Genomic DNA, 20,335 nt, shown 5'->3' with positions numbered 1-20,335 from the left:
TTCTGATACGTCTATTTTAGATTTATTTGGGTAGTAGCGCTGGTTTGAATGCCATGTACCCGCTAGGCCTAGCTTGTTGCTAGCGCTAATGTAAGTTCACAAGTGCAAAGACGATTGGAATCGTGACGACGCTTAGAATCGTTGAAATACTCATGAGTGCGACCGCGGGACCGGGGTTGCCGTGGACTTTCAGCGAAAATAAGACGACGATGCCGGCAACTGGACAGGCGGCCATCAACACGGTCGTGTACAGCGGCACACCAGTGATTTCCATCAGCTGCAGGACGACGATCGCTAGGTACGGGAACAGTAAATTACGAAGCAACAGCACCCACCAGAGGCGCTTATCAAGTGTGGCGCGATTTAGTTTGACATCCGCCAGGCTATTACCGATGACGATCATCGATAGTGGCGTGTTGACCGAGCTCACGTATTTAATCGCACTATTCGCGATGGTTGGTAACCGAAATGACGTCACGAACAGAATTAAACCGACCACGATGGCAATGATATTGGGATTCAACACGATTTGCTTGAAGTTTTCACGGCGGTTCCCTTGTCGGCCAGTAAACAGGCTAATGCCGTGCGTCCAACTGAAAATATTAAAGGCTGCCAGCGATGCGACCGCGAAGAAGACACCGGTCGCACCGAATAGTGAGCTGGTCAGTGGAATGCCCATAAAGCCAGCGTTCGAATAAACCGAACCGTAGCGCATAATTCGCCGCAAATTTGGATCCGCCACTGGTTTGAATAATAGCTGAGTCACAATAATCATAATAATGTAAATGATGATAATACCGACAATCACGCGTGCCAGTAACTGCAATCGATCCGCCGAGAACGATTGCTCAAACGCCTGAATAATCAGGCAGGGTGAAACGATGTACAATAGAATGTTCGTTAAGTCAGTCGAAGTCTGGGCATGCATAAAGCCGAGCTTATTCACCAGTAGTCCGACCAACATCAGAATGAACATCAAAACAATTTGACTCGTAAGTTGCGTAAGATTCATGTGCATGACCCCAATAAATTAGAATAGTCCCATTATTGGGGTTGGCGCGGGCGTTTGTCAATACGCGTTTAAGCGGAGTGATGGGCCTGAGCAACGTCGACGTGGTGCTTGAGGCGTGGAAAGACGTGGTGATCCGACCAGCCCATGATGGCGCCTTGGGCAATTAAGGCAAAGGCGGTACCGAACCCGATCGCACGCAGGTGTCCAGTGGCGAAAAATGAGATGACGATGATCGCGAGAGGTGGCAGATAACTGGTCCATTGCGCGATGATGGCTGAGCCGTGGAGGAACCGGAACCGTAAAATGTACGATAAGTCATCGTTGGGATGTTGAATTAAATTACACCGTTGATAAATGGACACGGCCGCGGCCACCCCTAACAAGCCTAAGACGTTGAGAATCAGGCGCGGAATCAGTGGGAGTGCCGGAATTCTCAGCCAATCCCAGAAATAGCCGATAAACTGCACGAGGTAGCTAAACGGCACGATGTATAGGAGATTAGAAATAAAGCGGCGCCGGTCAAAATGCCCCAATAACAGTTGATTGAGGATGGTGACGACCACGCCGTATAAGAGGAGTGTCGTTCCGAGTGAGATATGCGTCCAGTCGGAGAGGTTAACGCTGGAGCCAGTCCAGACCGCACTCCCGAGACTAGTTGAAATCGTCAGAGCATTAGCGGCAGAATTAAGTAAGATGGAAAAAATTAAGAAACCAAAACGTTGACGAAAATCTGGAATATTCAACACGACGAAGCGACCTTTCGATTAACAGAATGTAAACTTATTATAACCGCTTTCACGAGCAGTTGTCACGGCCAGACTCATGAAAATATGCTATACTAGTTCCACGAATAGTTTTTACGGTTGAAGGACACTTCAAGAATGCGGACTACTTTTGGGTTGGGTAGTCGCTTCTTGACGTGTCTTTTTTTGGAATTAGGAGGATTTAATGGATTACGTTGGTAGTTTAGCATTAATTTTAATCGTGACCGCGGTCGCTGGCCATTTGAGTGTCCGCATGGGCTTACCGGCCGTGATTGGTCAGTTGTTGAGTGGTATCGTCTTGGGTCCCGCTGTGCTCGGCTGGGTCTCAGCCACGAGTTTCATCAAGGACTTCGCCGAACTGGGCGTTATCATCTTGATGTTCATGGCCGGGTTGGAAAGTAATTTACAGTTATTAAAAAAATATTGGCGTCCCAGTCTGTTAGTCGCCGTGCTGGGTGTGATTTTGCCCGTCGGCGTCATTGATTGGTGCAGTCAGATGTTTCATTTGAATGCTACTGAAAGTTTGTTTTTGGGCGTGACCTTTGCGGCGACGTCGGTTTCCATTTCTGTGGCCGTGTTGAAAGAACTTGGCGCACTCGATGGTAAGGAAGGCACCACGATTTTGGGTGCGGCCGTCGTGGATGACGTACTGGCCGTGCTGATTTTAAGTCTGATGATTAGCCTATTCGGTAGTGAAGTCAGCGGTGGAGGGAGTCACGCCTCGACGAATCTGGGGTTGTCGTTAGCGATTCAGCTGGCGTTCTTCATTGCCTTGTTCTTCGTGGTCAAATGGGTCGTGCCACACTTGATGGCGGTCGGGAATGCACTATTAGTGCCGACGTCGATTACGCTGATGTCGCTGGTGATTTGTTTTGGCCTCTCTTATTTAGCCGATATGATTGGCCTGAGTGCCGTGATTGGGGCATTTTTCGCTGGTATTGCAGTTGGTCAGACCGATTATCACGAGGTCATTGATGACCATATCCAGCCGATTGGGAATGCGGTCTTCATCCCCGTCTTCTTCGTCAGCATCGGCTTGAACATGTCATTTAAAGGCTTCTTGAGCGATTTCTGGTTCATTGTCGTGATTACGATTGCGGCAATCATCACGAAATTACTCGGGGCCGGAATTGGTGCACGTTTAGCCGGCTTCAACTGGTTGAGTGGGTATGAAATCGGGGCCGGGATGGTCTCGCGGGGTGAAATGGCGCTGATTATTGCGCAGATTGGGTATCAAGGGAAATTGTTGTCAGCTGACCGGTATTCGGCAGTTATCACGGCAATTATTCTGACAACCTTGATTGCCCCGTTACTCCTGCGTGGGGCAGTGAAACGGCAGGCCGCAGCTTGAGTCTGTGGTCAGTCGTTACCCGATTAGCCGTTAATTGATACAAATGGATTTGAAGAAAAGACCGGTTTGGCGATGATTGCCAAATCGGTCTTTTGCATGCTATTCAGTTGGCAGTCGTTGAAAATGGACTTCAGCGAGTTGGTCATAGTGGTTGGTTGCGACCAGTTCAAAGCGTTGCTGATGCGCCACGGCAGTGAACAGTGGAATGCCAGTGCCGAGGATGATCGGTGCGATTTGAATGTAGAGGTCGTCAATCAGGTCCGCGGCGAGTAGTGGCATTAAGACGCCGGCGCCACCAACGATCCAGATGTTACGACCGGGCGCTAGTCGGAGGTCTTGAACAATGTCTGCAACCGGGCTGTTGGTGAATTGCGTGCGCTCGTCACCTGGTTGCGGCTGGCTCGTCATCACAATGTTGCGAGTCGCTGGATTGTAAGGATTGATGAGCTGATCGGTCGTTTGTTCCATCGTGTACTCGTAAGTATGGCGACCCATAATGGCCGTATCAACTTGCTGCATGAACGCTTCGGTAGGGGCATCGTTAGCGCCGGGCGTCTGGAATAACCAGTCGAGACGATTATCTTTAGTCGCAAGGTAACCGTCAATTGAAATGGCCCCATAAAACTGAACTTTACGCATGATTCGACACCTACTTTATCTTTAGTAGTCACATTGTACCATGTTTTCCAGCGCTACACTTACTGAACTCCGGTAAAAGTTCAGTTACATAATTAATGGACGAATGGGTGGCGTGGAAAATGGCGCAAGCACCGGCGAAACGTTCTAACCACTTGAATGTCGTTAACAGTACCGTTTTGGTGGTTTTCAATTACGGTCGTCTCCGCTATAATTGGACTAGCATTTCATACAATTCAGTATGATTGGTTGCAATCTGCTGGTCTGGTTCGTAAACTGCCCAGAATAAAAAACCAAGAACTTCAGTAATCGGAGGTAGGAGAATGAATGCAACCCGTAACGTTATTATTGATTGCGATCCCGGAATCGATGACAGTTTAGCTTTATTACTGGCATTAAAATCACCGGCACTTAATGTGATTGGGATTACGATCGTTTGTGGGAACGTGCCCACCCACATCGGGGCAGAAAATGCCCTCAAAATTTTAGATTTGGCAGATCGATTGGATATTCCGGTCTACTTAGGCGCCAACCGTCCACTGGAAGTGCCGTACACCAGTGCACAAGACACGCACGGTGATGATGGCCTCGGGAATAGCCAGATTCCGGAAGTCACAGCGGTTCGGCCGATTCAGGATGCCGTTTCCTTTATTGTGGATACACTGACCGAAGCACCGACCACGTCAATTCTGGCATTGGGACCACTGACCAATATTGCCACGGTACTACAGCGTGACCCGCAACTATTTGAACAAGTCGAACAGTTTACCTTGATGGGCGGCAGTTATCGCAGTCATGGCAATTGTTCACCAGTGGCAGAATATAATTTCTGGTGTGATCCGGATGCGGCCAAAGTCGTCTTTGATTTAATGCCGGTCCCGATTCAAATGGTCGGCTTAGATGTCACGCGAAAAATCGTCTTAACGCCGAGTTTGTTGACGTATATTAAAGACATCAATCCTGAGCTAGGATCCTTTGTCGAAAAAATCACCAAGTTCTATTTTGATTTCCATTGGCAGTACGAACGGGTGATTGGCTGTGTCATCAATGATCCGTTGGCCGTGGCTGCGATGATTGACCCGGCCATTTTAGCGGGCTTCGAAAGTTATACGACGGTGGCGACGACGGGGGTTGCCCGCGGTCAGTCGATTGTCGATGACCATGACTTCTGGCACACGCCGGCTAATAGTGAAATTATGACGGATGTTGATGTCCCAGCGTTCTGGCGGCTATTCTTGACGACTGTATTCGGGGCGACCGAGCCTGATTTGACCCAAGTCCTGAACCAATTGGTGACGCCATGCGAAAAATAAAGACGCGGACGATTACCTTACTAGCGCTGTGCATCGCTTTGAACTTCGTCGGGAGTAACATTGCGCTGATGCTAAAATTACCGATTTACCTTGATTCGATTGGCACGGTCCTCGCTGCGGCGGTCTTTGGGCCCCTCGGTGGGATGCTGGCTGGTGGTGCGACGGGTGTGATCGTCGGTGCCACAACTGATTTATACTCACTATTTTTCATGCCAGTTCAATTGGTGACGGGGCTAGTCGCTGGTTTGCTCTACCGGCGGGTCAAACCTGGAACATGGCGGTCCAACTGGTGGTTAGCGGCGGTCATCTCGTTACCCGGCACACTGTTGTCGACGGCAATCACCGTGATATTGTTCCAAGGCATCACGTCATCAGGTTCTAGCATGCTAGTCCAACTGTTATTAGGGACTGGAATGGCAAAACCACTGGCAGTGTTCTTGATTCAGGTGGGTACTGATTACCTCGACCGTTTTATTACGGTATACGTGGTCGCGCTGGTGTATCGCGCCTTACGCTACAAATTACCACAAGCTAATTAGAGCCGTTTGATATAAAAATATTAATCGCTAAAAATGATATTCAGCCAGTTCGGGTGACCTCACTTGAGCTGGCTTTTTTGCACGGTAATATCACGAGTGAGGAATCTGTGCCGACATCATTGAAAGCGTGACTGTTATCAATTGGGATTAAATATGATTAAAATTGGTCCGTTAGTTGGCTTACTGTTCGTCAGCCAGAGATGCGTCCTATTCCGACCTCCGGGGCTGGCTGACAACGCTGGAACAGGGCGGACATCGATTTGAACTCACGCAGAAGATCACTGCGCAATTTCAAATACGAGTCTTCTTCTAGCCCGGGAAACCCGCCCGGACAAGAAGAATTTCGCCCTTGAGCATTGTCAGCCAGCCCCTCCAGTCGGGAACCCGCTCGAATGGAAGATGAACGACCGCCTACCTTGGAACAATTGAGCATTGAGTATGAGAGACTGGTCCTTGAGAGAAACGTTTAACTAGTATTGATACTGACTTATAGCGTTTAATTATTGAGAAGACCACCTGAATATTATTTGAATGGCAACTGGTCTTGAATTCAGTTGATAGAATTACCTATGTTTAGAAGAGATTGCTGAAAAAACTGCCGAATTATCAAATCACTGTGGAGAAATCCCCCCAAAAACAAAATCAGACCTCAAAGTGGAAATAAACTTCCATTTTGAAGCCTGATTTTGCTTTGGAGCGGTGAACGACAAATCAGTAATTTAGCCTTTCAGCAATCACGTTTAGAATTCAAGATTTTGCTACGTCAAGCGACCAGAGAAAATTCTAACAACTTCAGTAAAGTCGCTCGTCTGATGGCACCAGCAAGAAAGCATAGCTATCATTAGAAACTAGTCTGACCGTTGAATGTCAAAATCACTGTCTACCAGGAATCAACGAACAGTTCATTGAAAGTTCGGTCCGCAAATGTCTGCCTTTCGAATATTGTCCCGGCTGGAAGGCATTCTGGGCAAGGCCAAGTGGTGAAATTTCACTTAGCAAGCGTTCTTTGCTTGGTTAGTGAAAGACCAGTATTTAAGACGTGGGTTGTCGGCTTAAATCTGCGTCCACCACGTTCCGGCCATTGCCCAGAATGCCTGTAAGCCGGGGTAGGAAGCATTCACCACAGCAAGTTTACGGTAACTCGCAACTGTTTCCAGCGGGCCTCAGCTGGCAGCCTCTGAACTTAAAAAATGACATGATTTATGACAGATTAATCAGCACAACTCACATACTTGTTATGAACTGAGACTACGACGGCAGGAAAAAACGGTCATACTCGTATTGTGGAATGCCGTAATATAAAAAACGACGCCTCAGATTGAGACGTCGTTTAGTATCGGATGTGGTGTTCATAGTGTACAGCGAGTTTTCAGAAGCGCGAGGTAACTAATCGCGCCGGCTCATTTTACCGTCTTCAATCTGATACACCACATCGCAGTCGTCAATGAGACGTTGGTCATGGGTCACCATGACGATTGCCTTGTTGTGTTGGTGGGCTTCAGTGGCGAGGCGTTTGACCACGTCGATTGAACGCGGGGTATCCAAGCTTGCAGTGGGTTCGTCGGCGAGGATAACGCTGGGGTCGTTGTAGAGTGCGCGGGCGATGGCGACCCGTTGACGTTCACCACCGGAGAGGTCACTCGGGTAAGCATTGCGGACCTCAGTTAAGGCTAATTCAGCTAGTAATTCATCCGTACCTGATTGGTTGAACTTCCGTTTCGCCATTTTGTCGACTAATTTGAACTGCTCACAGACGGTGAGAAACGGAATCAGGTTGGAGCTTTGCAGAATAAAGCCAATTTCGTTAAACCGGTAGGCGAGTCGTTGTTTCTCGGTCTGATTGGTCAATGGTTGGCCGTTTAAAACGACTTGCCCGCTAGTTGGCGTTTGTAAGCCGGCCGCAATCGTTAAGAAGGTCGATTTACCAGAACCGGATGGCCCAATGATGGCCACAAATTGACCGGCACTGACTTCGAAATTGGCGTCAGTCAGGGCGTTGACTGCCGTATGACCGTGACCGAATTGTTTATTGATATTTTTTAAAGCTAAGACTGGTTGTGTCATGTTAACGATTCCTCCTTATCCAATGGCGACGACTGGGTCGATTTTAGCAACGGTCCGCCATGAAAGCAGGGCGCCGACCACGGCCGCTAAGAGTAGCGCGATGCTGTAGATACCGAATTGTGGCCAATCAATGGCGAACGGTAAACCAGCCGGCATGATTTGGGCGAGACCAACCGTTATCAATAAGCCAATCCCGATACCAATGATGGCCATCGCAACGCTTTGCGTGAGTAAGGCGGCTAAAATGTGCTTGGTTCCGATACCTTGGACCTTTAAGACACCGAACAAGGCTTGTTTTTGCAAGGTCAAAACGAACATGAAAATCCCGATGACGGCCAAGGCGATTACGAACAAGAAGTAGATCATCGTGTTGAGCGTCAGTTGTTCTGCACTGTAACCAGGCAGTTTTTCAATGAAGGTCGCGATGCTCAGTCGTTGCATGTCGCCGTGTTTTGAGTTCTTGAAGTGACTCTTCTTGGTGACGAACGCATTGACGGGTTGTTGGTCACCACTCATCACGGGATTGCCTTTGAGCCGGTTCAGCGTCGCAACATCGGTATAAACGGTTGGTGCAATACTGTAAGTGCTGGCTTTAAAGGTTCCTACGATTGTGACGTAATGGTCGGTCGTCCCAATGCGGACTTTTTGCCCGAGGTGGTAGCCCTTATCCTTGAGTGCGGCAGAAATCAGTAGTTGGTTTTTACCATTGATTTTATGACCGGTCAGGACCTTAGGCATCAGGAAACTGTCGCGGGTCGTTCCAAAGGCACTGGCAGTTGTCTTGAGTCGGTTGTTGGTGGTCCGAAGTGTTCCGGACAAACTGGCTAGTGGCGCGATATCATCGCCGGTCAGGTGCTTTTGATCCGCCAACTTAAGCTGGGACGCAGAGAGGGTCTGGTTCGCGTCTTTATTCAAGTACACGGTCTGAGCATGCCACTGGTCGACCGCTTGACGGTTACCGTTGGAAAGGCCATTTGCCAGTCCCGCCAGCATGAAGACGACGAGGGCAATCAGTAACAAAACGCCACTGAGTAAGCCATAGCGCAGCTTTTCGTGCCCCATTTCTTTTAATCCTAAATACATTGCGATTCCTCCCTTAATTTCGTTTATCGAGTGATAAATGAATGGTTTTATCTTAGCACGCTGATTCCCTAAAAAGCAAACTTTTTATTCAAAACAGAAGATAAATCATTTCGAAATGGTTCCAAAGGCTGGTATGATTAACTTATTGAATAGAGAGGCAGGTAATTATTAATGGTCAAGAAGCAGTTTAACCACCGGGCCGCCGTGATTGCAGGAGTTACTGGTGGCATTATCTCTGGTCTAGTTAAGTTAGGGTGGGAGAATGTGTTACCGCCACGCACGCCTGAACGGGACCAAACCAATCCCCCACAACAATTATTGCAACAAATCGGCGTCCCTGCCAGTTTAACGCATGCGACGTATACCTATTCGGGACAACAACTACCGGGCGTCAGCTATGTGATGCACTTTGGTTTTTCAACGACTTTTGCGGTCGCTTACAGCATCTGGGCTCGCAAGCATCCACAAGCCAAGGGTGGCAGTAGTGCCCTCTATGGCTTAGGCGTCTGGACGGCCTTCCATCATATCCTATTGCCAGCATTGGGAACGGTCCCGGCTGCCAAGGATCAACCGATGGCGGAACACGTCTCAGAAGGTATCGGCCATGTGTTATGGATGTGGACAGCTGACTGGGTCAGTGAAGCAGTCTACGACCGGATGACGCGCTCAAAATAGCGACACTGCCAAACCAGGTCAGGACGTTTCGTGCGTGGTGACTGAACGTTAACTTAAAATACGAAAGCTTTAGCTTGAATTGGCACTGATGATGGTGATGATTCAAGCTAATTTTTTTGATTTGTGGGAGGTCGATTGTCCAAAAAGATTGGTCTGAGGGAGTGGCCGGCTGTCATAAAAAACGATTAGGCAGACTGCTTATGCTTGTCGGTCAGGGGAACTGCGGCTGAGTATGCGGTCGATGGTGCATGCTGGTCAGGTGGGTGACAACTTCTGAAACCGGCAGACTACCGGAGTGTGCTTGCTTCGGATTTCGAGTAATCAATAATGTTCGGCTTTTGCCTCAATCCCAATGACACTTTAGCCGCCAGACCGGTGAATTATGAGGTGCCAGGCGGATACTAACTACCAAGCTGACAGGCGTCCATGACAAAATTTCGGGAATTTTTAATTTAATTCTCATATTGTGATTAGGTGTGCTAAAATATTAATATTGTGTGTCAAAGATTAATTAAATATCCACTAAATGAGAATGGGGCGGAATAGCTTGGCTAAGCAGGGAAAGATGAAGCGGTACCGTCAGTTTCGATTAAGTTTGGGCTGGCAAATATTGATTGGACTCGTATTAGGTATTATTTTGGGCGTCGTTTTTTATGGCAATAAGACGGCCATCACCGCGATGCAGAATATCGGGACCATGTTTATTAGTCTGATCCAGATGATCGTGCTACCAATCGTGGTGGCCTGTCTGATAACGGGGATCGCGAACATGGGCGATTTGAAGAAGCTTGGTCGAATCGGTGGAAAGACGATTATTTACTTTGAAGTTATGACCACGATTGCAATCGCGTTAGGGTTATTGATGGGTAACGTCTTCCATCCCGGCGATTACATTGATATCCACCAGTTGCACGCTTCGAGCATCAGTCAGTATGTGCAGACGGCCAAGACCGTCTCGCACAACGGCATCTGGTCCACAGTGATGGGCATTATCCCGACAAACGTGTTCAAGTCACTTTCAGCTGGTGACATGATTCCGGTCATTTTCTTTGCGGTCTTCTTCGGTTTAGGAACCGCGGCGATCGGCGAACAGGGCAAAATCATTTTGGACTTCATGAATGCCGTGGCAGAAGCGATGTTCAAGGTCACTAATTGGGTCATGCACACGGCGCCAATCGGGGTCTGTGCGTTGATTGGCGTCACAGTGGCAGAGATGGGATTAAAAGCCTTGGCACCACTGGGTTATTTCATCATTCTGGCCTATATCACGATGGCGCTCTTTATTGTGGTCGTGATGGGTATCGTCGGTAAATTGTTCGGGTTAAACATCTGGCATTTATTACGCGTGATTCGCGATGAAATGGTACTCGGTTTCTCAACGGCGAGTTCTGAAGCAGCCTTACCACGGATTATTGATAAAATGGGTAAGTACGGCGTTAGTGAAGGCATCGTCTCGTTCGTGATTCCAACGGGTTATACCTTCAACTTGGATGGTTCGGCGATTTACCAATCATTGGCGGCGCTTTTCTTGGCACAAGCGTACGGTATTCACCTGTCACTGAGTCAACAAATTACGTTACTGGTCGTTTTGATGATTACGTCCAAAGGGATCGCCGGGGTGCCCGGCGCTTCGTTCGTGGTTTTGCTGGCGACGATTTCAACGATTGGCGTTCCCGTGCAAGGACTGGCCTTCATCGCCGGGATCGACCGACTTGTTGATATGGGGCGGACGGTTGTGAACGTGGTCGGGAATTCATTGGCCGCGGTCATCATCGGAAAGTCCGAGAACGAGTTTGACAGTGCGCAAAGTGAGCACTATTTGGCAGAAATTCGAGCTGGTCGGGCGCGGACAACAGCCAAATAAGGGCGATTGCGACCGATTGATTCAGTAATTTCAAATGGCACGACAATTGCCTGGTGAACTGGGCGTTGTCGTGCCATTTAATATCTGGATTCCCTTAAATACGGTGGTTACCTTAAGTGCGATGATTATTGTGATCTGCAGCCTAATCAGCTCAACGGCACCATGCAAGCCAATAGTTTGACCGTCTAATTGGTCGCATATTGGTCAATTATTGAGTGTTACTGGTTGTCAGATTGGATTTAATTTTGTTAGCAATTATGAAAAAATAAATGAGGATAATAATTGAGATACGGAGGAGTGAGGACATGATTGGGACGTTTTTCAATACTGGCATGATTTTGGCCGGATGTATCGTTGGCTATTTCTTTAAAAAAGGGATCAAACCAGCCTATCACGATATTTTGATTCAGGGGCTGGGATTAGCGGCTTGTGTGATTGGAATCAATGCGGTTGTTCAGCGGATGCCGCAAAGCAAGTATCCGGTGCTATTCATCGTCAGCCTGGCAGTTGGTGGCCTGATTGGGCAAGCACTAGATATTCAGGGCCGCTTTGACCGGTTGGTGGGCCGGCTGGCTGGTGGCAATTTAGCTGAAGGACTGGCCACGGCCATCTTGTTGTATTGCATTGGTTCATTGTCGATTTTAGGCCCCATCGAAGCTGCTTTGAAGCACGACTACACCTTTTTGTTCACCAATGGGATGCTGGATGGGATCACGTCGATCGTTTTAGCGTCGACCTTTGGCTTTGGCATTGCATTGGCCGCCGTGGTGTTATTTTGTTGGCAAGGCAGTATTTATGTGCTGGCGTTGCTGTTAAAAGGCGCACTGAGTACGGTAATACTCAACGAAATCACGATTGTTGGTGGGATTCTGATCTTAGCATCCGGTCTTGGCCTGCTGAAAATCAAGCAGTTTAGTACACTCAACTTGTTGCCATCGTTGTTGATTCCACCGCTTGTGATTAGTGTAATGCAATTGATATTCTAAAACATGTTGCATTAGTTTTTCTTTAGCTTTAAAGATGGTTAAATCATGCTATTTTTGGGGTTCAAGTGCTGCCAGCTAAGAACCGCTGGAAACAAAGCGAGTTAGCGTAAAGCTGTCGTGTTGTTCGTCCTACACCGGCTTCCAGGTATTCGAAAGGCGAATATTGTGGACTCAATTTTTGATGGATTGATCGTTGGTTCCTTGGTACAGGGGAATTTTGATATTGAACTGTCGGACTGGTTCTAACAATAGTTAACTTTTTTACCTAAGCTTTAAGGCTTCTGACAAGCAGCTTGACTGAACTTGTCAGAATTTTCTCTAGTCGTTTGAGATAGCAATGTCGTTAATTCTAAACGGAAGTAATTCTATCGACAAAATTCGAGACTAATATCCGGCGAATCATATTCAGTAATCTTGTCAGTACCAAAATGCCATAAAGCAGCATCAATATCGATTAAAAAAGGTTGCTCAAAGGACCTGTCTCCTAATATTTAGTGGTCAATTGCACCCAGATAGGTGGCCGTTCATCCGCCATTCGAACGGCTTCCCGACTGGAGGGGGCGGCGGACAATGCTCAGTAGCCAAATTATTCTTAGCTGGAAGTGGGCTGCTTCCGGCTTAGAATAAGACTCGTATTTAAAATTGCGCAGTGGTCTTCTGCGTGAGTTCAAATCGATGTCGGCTCACGTTCCAGCAATTGTCAGCCGGCCCCGGAAGTCGGACTAAGACGTCCATTGGCTGACGAACAGGACGCCAATTTGGCACGTATTAACCATGAATCATGACAAATAACTAGCACAATACGTATTTTCATGATTTGGCGTATGGGTAACGTGACTTGTCGCCAGCGCACAACGCACCCCTTGAGCGGTTGTTGATTGAACCGCTCAAGGGGTGCGTTGTTTAGTTGGGATGGTGTTTTGAAACTTTTCAACTGCGCTCAAATTAAATGGTGCCGGCCGTTAAACAGTTGCCGGTTGCGTTCAAGGTGTTGATGGATATGGTCCAGCAAAAGGTCATGGGACAGCGGGGTGGTCGTGCTCAAGGGTGGCAACGGAAATCGCTCGTCAATATCGATTGTCGCCGGATTGATGGCGTCATTGGCGACCAGGGCCACGGCAAGGCTAGTCGGGGTATGCTGGTACATTAAATCGTTGCGAATCGCGAATCGGATTTGTTGTTGATTGGCGAGTTTGATATACCGATTCAATATGTCCTCATCGAGGAGACCGTGTAGTAACAACTGGTAGTCGGGGTGGGCGTCCATCTCAGTTTGCAGTTCGGCAGAATAGTCCCGCATCAGCGCCTGTGTGAACGTGATGCCGAGGTCGATGCGTTCATGAAACGTGCCGAGGTTGCGGTGTTGTTCATCAGGATGCAAGACGGGGGTCCCAAACAGAGCGGATTGTAAATGTTTGTCGATTTGGTCATCAGTGCGTGTCATTTCGGTCAAATCCTTTCGCAGTCATTAACAAAATGATTAATTAGCTTTTACTACTATTGTAATGAAGAAAGCGCTTTAATCAATAGTAACTTTGATTAAAATTTCACAACGATTGTTATAAACCATGACTAAAACGCGCCAGGGCTAAAATTTAGAGACAGTCCAGTTGAAACCGCTGGAAGTAGTACGGGTTTATGTAAATTTTCAGTAGTAGTTGCGTTCTTTTCTAATTTTCCGGGAATCTAGGTAATCGGGTCGCGTTGACAGCAATTAACAAGAACCACCACGCGGTTTCGATGACTGACGACCATATTATCTTAACCGAGCCTGCCCCGTTGGCAAGATAGCCACGTGAAAAACTTTCGGTTATTAAAGCTGTTTTCTGAAATACTTCATGGTATGATACTTACATAGCTTGTTTGTAAGCTGAGCTTATTAAATTAATTAGAGAAACGGATGGTAACAGATGCCAAGACATTTACGTAAGCGGCGCCGTAATTGGACGCTACTCATAATTGCCATGGTGCTTTTGGGGGTCATTGGATTCACTAGTACACAGGTTTCCGACTGGATCGACGCATCATTCACGAATCGGCAAGCGAACCAAGCAGCCGAATCTAGTTCACAATCGGAACCGAAAACGGTCAATCAAGTTAAATTGAATGTGCCGTTGGTCAATCAGATGACAACACCACGTTTATATAATGGTTGTGAGGTCACATCACTGACGATGTTGATGAATTACGCGCATATCAACGTGACTAAGAATCAGTTAGCGGCGAAGATTACGAGTGTACCACTCACTTATTCAGATGGGGAACATGGGAATCCGAATTATGGCTTTGTTGGTGATATCACCGGTAATCAGCCAGGTTTGGGTGTTTATCACAAACCAATCTATCAATTGGCGAAGACCGAGACCAGTCACGTTAAGGACTTAACGGGGTCCAGCTTTAGCACGGTTCTGAAGCAATTAGAATTGGGTCGCCCAGTTTGGACGATTACAACGGCGTCATTTGCGCCCGTCAGCACGATGCAGACTTGGCAAACGCCACAAGGGTCCGTGAAGGTTACATATGATATGCACAGCGTTGTGATCGTCGGGTTCAATCGCGCTAAGAAAGTGATTTATATCAACAATCCATACGGCCATAAGCAACAAGCGGTCAGTTGGAAGAATTTCGAAGCGGCATATAATCAGATGGGTAAGCAAGCCATCGTGTTAACCTTGCCACATTAAAATAATCATTGACCAGTTAAGGTCGTCTCAAGAATGAAGTGTTAATTCTTGGGGCGGCCTTTTTGGGTATCCTGACAAAATTGGGTGGGGACTACGGAATTTAATGGTCGGTCACCGTGCAAACGAAGCGGTAAGTTAAGGACCAAAATCAACACCAGCTTAGCGGATAAAAGTGACAATTAATTGGCGGCTAAACATAACTACAAATCAGGCAAAATCGGTGCTGATTGTCAATGACATGTGACGGAAATAGGCGGCTGTAACCTGATTGTAACAAGCATCTCCGGGTTTCCAGACTTGTTCATATTATTAACCATATAGGGGCGGTCGGTTGTTAACAAGCTGTAACTTAAATGAAACCGAATTGACGTCCTTTTCCGTTAAAATTGGCCTATGATTGGGTAGGATAAGAATGTTAATATTGATTATAATAAACTGTTGCTAGCAGGTTAATGACCGAACTTGGGGAAGTGGGCCGTTGACGACTTTCATTGTTTTATTGCGGATTCAGACATGGGGAGAGGGGCCGCATCATGAAAATTAGCAAGTTAGGTTGGGTCGTTGTTGTTGCTGTTGCAATTAGTCTCAGTGGGGGACTCACTGCAAAAGCGCAGGGGCAAGCCGTCGTTGATATCTCAGAGTGGCAGGGCCGTTTGACGCCCAGTCAGGTTCAGGCGATGAAGGGGCAAGTGTTGTTTGTCATCAATCGTCGCCAATATGGGATTGGTTACGTGGATCGGGACGCTGTCAATAATACGGCGCTGTATGTGCGTTATGGTATTCCATTTGGTGAGTATGATTTCTCGCAATTCACGGATGCAGCGAGTGCGCGGCGTGAGGCCCAGGCCTTCTATGCGCGTTCGAATAAAGCCGCCCGTTTTTATGCGTTGGATTTTGAGGTCGACACGGTCCGTTCGGGATCGACCAATGCGGCGGTTGCCGCTTGGTATCACGAGATGCGGTCGTTGACGAAGAAAAAACTGATTTTTTACTCGTACGCGTCCTTTGCATTAACGTATGCCAATCAAGCGCGGCAGCGTTTCGATGCGCAGTGGATTGGCGCAATCACGCGGAATCCACCGATTGTTCCGGCAGCGTTGTGGCAATATACCGACCGTTACCATCTGGCCGGATTAGCGGCACCAGTTGATAACAGTCGCGTGATGACAGGCGTTCACCCCGTTTCATGGTGGCTGGGAACCACTAAAGCAGTTGTGCACCACGTTTCCAGTCAGCGAGCCACCACGCCCGCGGTTGCGGTGTATCACCCACGGCCGGCGACAAGGCCAAGCCATCCCGTGATTAAGTTGGCAGTTACGTCGACGCGCAATCAGTCATCGCCAACTAAATCAACGCCAGCCAAGCAGCGGGTCAAGCCAGTGGTACGGGCGACACGTGCAATCAAACGGTTGCATCAGACCAAAGGAACCAGTCTGAAGTCGTTATCAAAACAGCGGTCGACCAAGTCACGAACGAGTCAGCACTCAGTGAAGCCATTGGTAAAAAGCGCCACTACCAAGCCGGTGGTGAAATCGGTGGCGCCGGTTCGTCATAAGACGATGCCGGTCGCTAAACGTAAAACTGTGACTAAGTCCAAACGGGTGCACCGCGTTGCTAAGTCGAAACGGGCGCCCCGTTTAAGTCGCTCAAGGTCGAAGTCTAAAAATCGGCGGCACACTGTAAGCTTGAAGCGAGTTAGCCGTGCCAAGCGTTCAAGCAGCGCTCGGACCAATCGTCAACATCGAGTTGTCAAGCAGAACCATGCTGTACATAAACCGATGCGGAACACTCGTCGTTGAATGCTGCTTCAAGTAGCTGACTGGGCCGTGGAACTGAGATTAGGTGGAACAGTAGTCAAGATTTAAATTGTTGGATAAATCAGGAGGGTATTTTTGTATGAACTTTAAACGTAAGATTCAATTGGGCATTGCAAGCGCGACTGGGATATTAGTCGTCGGCTTGTTCGCAGCCCCTTCAGTTACGAATGTGTTGCACGCGGCATCAGATACAGTCACGTCAGTTAGCCAAACTGCCGCACCAACGACGGTCAAAGGCACCGATCAAACGGTGAAGGCGACGGCTGCCAGTGGGACGAAAGGCAATTATAGCGTGAAGTACACCAAGGCCGGCACGAGTTCGACCACGGCCACTTATCGTCAAACTGACTATAACAACTCGAGCGATGCTAGCAAGCAAGTCAGTGCCGTCGCTGATACGCAGGGTGACAGTGTCAAGCTAAGCTCGGGCACTTCAGCTACGGTTCAAGGCACCATGGGCAAAGTCTATGTTCACTGGAATACGGGTAGTTGGTCCGTTACAACGATTGCGAACACCCAAGACGTTGCAACGAACCCGACTAAGTTTGCCAACCAAGTCAACACGCAATTACAGAAGCAAGACTTAACGGCGAAAAACGTCACCAGTGGTTCGGTCACGGTTTACGACACTGCTCAAAATGGGCAAGCTAATTCCGTGGAATGGCAAAATGGGGCCCAAGTTTCCAAGGTTCAAGGACAACAGGCCAACACGGTCATCAAGATTGCCGCACAAGCTAAAACCAACTAAATCAATTATGGACATCAGTCAGTCATGGGATGGGAACGATGACGAGCTGATGTTTTTTGATGGTCTAAAACGAGCCAAAGTGGCTGAACTAAAGATTTTGATGCCGACCGACGAGCATGTCAGGCAATGCCGAGCGATTAAGATACGAAATAATGTCTGTTCAAATTGAGTTGTGACGATGCCGTTGTGGGGATACTGGTGATAAGTGTTGCTGACTTGCTGGATCGTGGTGATGTTTTGTTAGTTTGGCATCTAATTACAGCCGTGCTGTTCAGTTAAGCCTTGAATGAACGGACCTGACAAAACGTGATTGACATTTGGCAAGCGAGGGCTTATGATGACAGGTAATAATTAAAAAGTAGTGATCGTTAATTAGTAGTCGTCGACCCAACAGTTAAGCGACTCGGTGGTTGGTGTGAACCGAGCTGTGGTCGAGGATGAATTACATAACGTGAACTGCCATTGGCCGGATGATTTCCGTTACGAATCAATGAGCGATCACATTTGGTGATAACTTGGGTGGTAACGCGGAAAACTCGTCCCTGTTTTTAGACAGGGACGAGTTTTTTCTTTTTATCCGGGACAACGACTAAGGAGGAACAGCATGAATATTATTGATGATTTAAAATGGCGCGGCGCCATTAACCAACAGACTGATGAAGCTGGTTTGAAGGAACTCACTGAGAACCAATCCGTTTCGTTATACTGTGGGATCGACCCGACTGGTGATAGTATGCACATCGGGCACTTGATTCCGTTCATGATTTTAAAACGATTCCAGTTAGCTGGACATCACCCATACGTCGTCGTTGGTGGTGGGACTGGTGCTATCGGGGACCCATCAGGTAAAAATTCGGAACGTAAATTACAGACGATGGACCAAGTTAAGCATAATCAGGATGGCTTGAACGCACAGATGCATAAGCTGTTCGGTTCCGATGAAAACTTTTCGATCGTCAATAACTATGATTGGTTATCGAAGATTTCATTATTAGACTTTTTACGTGATTACGGGAAGTTGTTCAGTGTGAACACCATGCTGAACAAGGAAGTCGTGGCGAGTCGGTTGGAAGTCGGGATTTCATACACGGAATTTACGTACCAAATCTTGCAATCAATCGACTTCTTGCACCTATACCGTGCAGAACACGTCCAATTACAAATTGGGGGTGCTGACCAGTGGGGCAATATTACTGCCGGAACTGATTTGATTCATCGTTTGGAAGGTAACGACGCGAAGGCTTATGGACTGACGATTCCGTTACTATTGAAGGCTGACGGGACCAAGTTTGGTAAAACCGCGGGTGGTGCTGTCTGGTTGAACCCTGAACGGACCTCTCCATACGAGTTCTACCAATTCTGGATCAATCAGGACGACCGAGATGTGGTCAAGTATCTTAAGTACTTCACATTCTTGAGCCATGAAGAAATCGACCGTTTAGCTGAGACCGTTAAGACTGCACCTGAAAAGCGGGAAGCCCAACGTCGCTTAGCAGAAGAAGTCACGGAATTCGTCCATGGCAAGGAAGCGGTCGTTGAAGCTGAAAACATCACCAAAGCTTTATTTACGGGTGACGTTCAGAACTTGACCGCTGACGAAATCGAACAAGGTTTCAAAGGTGTGCCTTCTGCGGATGTGACGGCTGAAAAGCAAAACATCATCTTGTGGTTAGTGGACGCAACAAAGTTCGAACCATCACGCCGGCAAGCTCGTGAAGACGTGAAGAATGGCGCAATTCGGATTAACGGTGAAAAAGTGACGGATGTGGATGCCGAAATCGATCCATCGGCTGCCTTTAATGGTAAGTTTGTGATTGTTCGTCGCGGGAAAAAGCGTTATTTCTTGGCGCGTGTTAAGTAATTTAAGTTAGTTGACTGACCAGACCTAGTTGGGCCTGGTCTTTTTCTTATTATCGTAAGTTGCAATTGGTGTACACTAATTATAAGTCTAATCTGTGATTGGCGGGGAGTCGAAGTATAGGCATAATAATTTGGGAGGATGAGTCATTTGGTAGAGACTAAATTCAATACGCGGACGGTCGCAACACTAGGAATGTTGATCGCCCTCAACGTCGTTATTTCAATTTTCTTTCATATTCCGATTCCGATGACGCACGGCTATATTAATTTGTGCGATGCGGGCATCTTTATTGCAGCATTGATCTTTGGGCGTCGTGGCGGCGTCATTGTTGGTGGCGCCAGTGGGCTATTACTGGACCTCTTATTAGGTTATCCGCAATATATGTTTTTCTCATTGATTGCGCATGGCTTAGAAGGCTGGTTAGCTGGTTACTTAGGTGCAGGCAAATCACGTGGTCGCCAGATTGCTGCTTTGGCAACTGGGGCAGTGGTGATGGTACTCGGTTACTTTATTACCGATTCACTACTATATACGTTAGCAACTGGCCTAGTCGGCGTCCCAACTAATTTGATTCAGGGGGCTGCTGGTGCGGTCTTAGCATTCCCAATCGTTGCTGGAATCAGTCCATTCGTCAAAGCACGGTTAAAAATGTAGATTTAAGGATAGCTCGTCTGAATGAGCAATCGTGAAGTGTCGTTCCCATCATATCGGTGGTGACGACACTTTTTTGATGCGGTCTATTATTGAAAGTGGGGGCGTTTGTTAGGCGATATTTTCAACTTTTTGAAAAAAGATTCGATTTATTGTTGACAGTTTCAATGCCAGTTGGTATATTAGTAAACGTTGCTGCTACGGCAGGCGCTAATCACCACCAAATAATTATTGAAATTAGTTGTTGACAACTTCTTCGGTAATTGGTAAGATAGTTTCTGTTGTCG

At 47.6% G+C, this 20,335-nt stretch carries 17 protein-coding genes, 1 riboswitch and 1 other annotated feature; of the genes, 11 read left to right on the top strand and 6 right to left on the bottom strand.

Features of this window, described 5'->3' with window-relative positions; genetic code table 11:
• Positions 1-85: 85 nt before the first annotated feature.
• Together MZO40_RS14200 and MZO40_RS14195 are read right to left on the bottom strand one after the other, a co-directional pair.
• Positions 86-1,012: an AEC family transporter gene (locus tag MZO40_RS14200; RefSeq protein WP_105961632.1), complete on the bottom strand. Its 927-nt coding sequence runs from the start codon at positions 1,010-1,012 to the stop codon at positions 86-88.
• A gap of 68 nt (positions 1,013-1,080) precedes the next feature.
• Positions 1,081-1,758 (bottom strand): YitT family protein, encoded by a 678-nt coding sequence (locus MZO40_RS14195; RefSeq protein ID WP_021337755.1) that lies wholly within the window; start codon positions 1,756-1,758, stop codon positions 1,081-1,083.
• Between the two features lie 202 nt (positions 1,759-1,960).
• On the opposite strand from MZO40_RS14195, the gene MZO40_RS14190 reads away from it, so the two are divergent.
• Complete coding sequence (locus MZO40_RS14190; RefSeq protein ID WP_088770848.1) at positions 1,961-3,127, top strand: cation:proton antiporter; 1,167 nt, start codon at positions 1,961-1,963, stop codon at positions 3,125-3,127.
• A 99-nt stretch (positions 3,128-3,226) separates the two neighbouring features.
• Here the strand turns inward: MZO40_RS14190 and MZO40_RS14185 are convergent, their stop codons facing one another.
• Positions 3,227-3,766 carry a dihydrofolate reductase family protein gene (locus tag MZO40_RS14185; RefSeq protein WP_065674846.1) on the bottom strand — a complete coding sequence of 180 codons (540 nt, stop codon included), beginning with the start codon at positions 3,764-3,766 and terminating at the stop codon, positions 3,227-3,229.
• Between the two features lie 255 nt (positions 3,767-4,021).
• Positions 4,022-4,066: riboswitch (PreQ1 riboswitch) on the top strand.
• A 20-nt stretch (positions 4,067-4,086) separates the two neighbouring features.
• Between MZO40_RS14185 and MZO40_RS14180 the strand changes: the two genes are divergently transcribed.
• On the top strand, positions 4,087-5,076 hold the full coding sequence (locus MZO40_RS14180; RefSeq protein ID WP_101873002.1) for a nucleoside hydrolase: 990 nt from the start codon (positions 4,087-4,089) through the stop codon (positions 5,074-5,076).
• Positions 5,064-5,615 (top strand): ECF transporter S component, encoded by a 552-nt coding sequence (locus MZO40_RS14175; protein WP_050340330.1) that lies wholly within the window; start codon positions 5,064-5,066, stop codon positions 5,613-5,615. Before MZO40_RS14180 ends, MZO40_RS14175 begins: the two co-directional genes overlap by 13 nt.
• 1,386 nt (positions 5,616-7,001) lie before the next feature.
• Here MZO40_RS14175 and MZO40_RS14170 read toward each other — a convergent pair.
• The gene (locus tag MZO40_RS14170) at positions 7,002-7,679 is read right to left on the bottom strand and encodes an ABC transporter ATP-binding protein (protein WP_105961633.1); all 678 of its coding nucleotides are present in this window, start codon (positions 7,677-7,679) and stop codon (positions 7,002-7,004) included.
• Between the two features lie 15 nt (positions 7,680-7,694).
• Entirely contained in the window at positions 7,695-8,762 is a 1,068-nt protein-coding gene (locus tag MZO40_RS14165) for an ABC transporter permease (RefSeq protein WP_101873004.1), read from the bottom strand.
• A 171-nt stretch (positions 8,763-8,933) separates the two neighbouring features.
• Here MZO40_RS14165 and MZO40_RS14160 point away from each other — a divergent pair, with 171 nt between their 5' ends.
• The 3 genes from MZO40_RS14160 to MZO40_RS14150 all read left to right on the top strand — a co-directional run bounded on the left by MZO40_RS14160 (position 8,934) and on the right by MZO40_RS14150 (position 12,287).
• Positions 8,934-9,437, top strand: a complete 504-nt coding sequence (locus tag MZO40_RS14160) for a DUF1440 domain-containing protein (protein ID WP_050340333.1) — start codon at positions 8,934-8,936, stop codon at positions 9,435-9,437.
• Between the two features lie 565 nt (positions 9,438-10,002).
• Complete coding sequence (locus tag MZO40_RS14155; protein WP_050340341.1) at positions 10,003-11,301, top strand: cation:dicarboxylate symporter family transporter; 1,299 nt, start codon at positions 10,003-10,005, stop codon at positions 11,299-11,301.
• A gap of 305 nt (positions 11,302-11,606) precedes the next feature.
• Positions 11,607-12,287: a DUF554 domain-containing protein gene (locus tag MZO40_RS14150; RefSeq protein WP_050340334.1), complete on the top strand. Its 681-nt coding sequence runs from the start codon at positions 11,607-11,609 to the stop codon at positions 12,285-12,287.
• Positions 12,288-13,227: 940 nt separating this feature from the next.
• Here the strand turns inward: MZO40_RS14150 and MZO40_RS14145 are convergent.
• Entirely contained in the window at positions 13,228-13,731 is a 504-nt protein-coding gene (locus MZO40_RS14145; protein ID WP_050340335.1) for a YueI family protein, read from the bottom strand.
• Positions 13,732-14,197: 466 nt separating this feature from the next.
• On the opposite strand from MZO40_RS14145, the gene MZO40_RS14140 reads away from it, so the two are divergent.
• From MZO40_RS14140 to MZO40_RS14120, 5 genes are all read left to right on the top strand, one after another.
• Positions 14,198-14,971: a C39 family peptidase gene (locus tag MZO40_RS14140; RefSeq protein WP_050340336.1), complete on the top strand. Its 774-nt coding sequence runs from the start codon at positions 14,198-14,200 to the stop codon at positions 14,969-14,971.
• Between the two features lie 533 nt (positions 14,972-15,504).
• Entirely contained in the window at positions 15,505-16,770 is a 1,266-nt protein-coding gene (locus tag MZO40_RS14135; RefSeq protein WP_105961635.1) for a GH25 family lysozyme, read from the top strand.
• A gap of 97 nt (positions 16,771-16,867) precedes the next feature.
• Positions 16,868-17,536: a hypothetical protein gene (locus tag MZO40_RS14130; RefSeq protein ID WP_101873007.1), complete on the top strand. Its 669-nt coding sequence runs from the start codon at positions 16,868-16,870 to the stop codon at positions 17,534-17,536.
• Between the two features lie 352 nt (positions 17,537-17,888).
• Positions 17,889-18,083: a binding site (T-box leader), on the top strand.
• 57 nt (positions 18,084-18,140) lie between these two features.
• The gene (gene tyrS / locus MZO40_RS14125) at positions 18,141-19,397 is read left to right on the top strand and encodes a tyrosine--tRNA ligase (protein WP_088770854.1); all 1,257 of its coding nucleotides are present in this window, start codon (positions 18,141-18,143) and stop codon (positions 19,395-19,397) included.
• A 138-nt stretch (positions 19,398-19,535) separates the two neighbouring features.
• Positions 19,536-20,051 carry an ECF transporter S component gene (locus tag MZO40_RS14120; RefSeq protein WP_088770855.1) on the top strand — a complete coding sequence of 172 codons (516 nt, stop codon included), beginning with the start codon at positions 19,536-19,538 and terminating at the stop codon, positions 20,049-20,051.
• The last annotated feature ends 284 nt before the right edge of the window (positions 20,052-20,335 follow it).

The organism is Lactiplantibacillus sp. B652 (assembly GCF_023806745.1).
GTDB lineage: Bacteria > Bacillota > Bacilli > Lactobacillales > Lactobacillaceae > Lactiplantibacillus > Lactiplantibacillus pentosus.
Note: the sequence above shows the minus strand (reverse complement) of the source record. Positions and strands in the feature narration are given on the sequence as shown.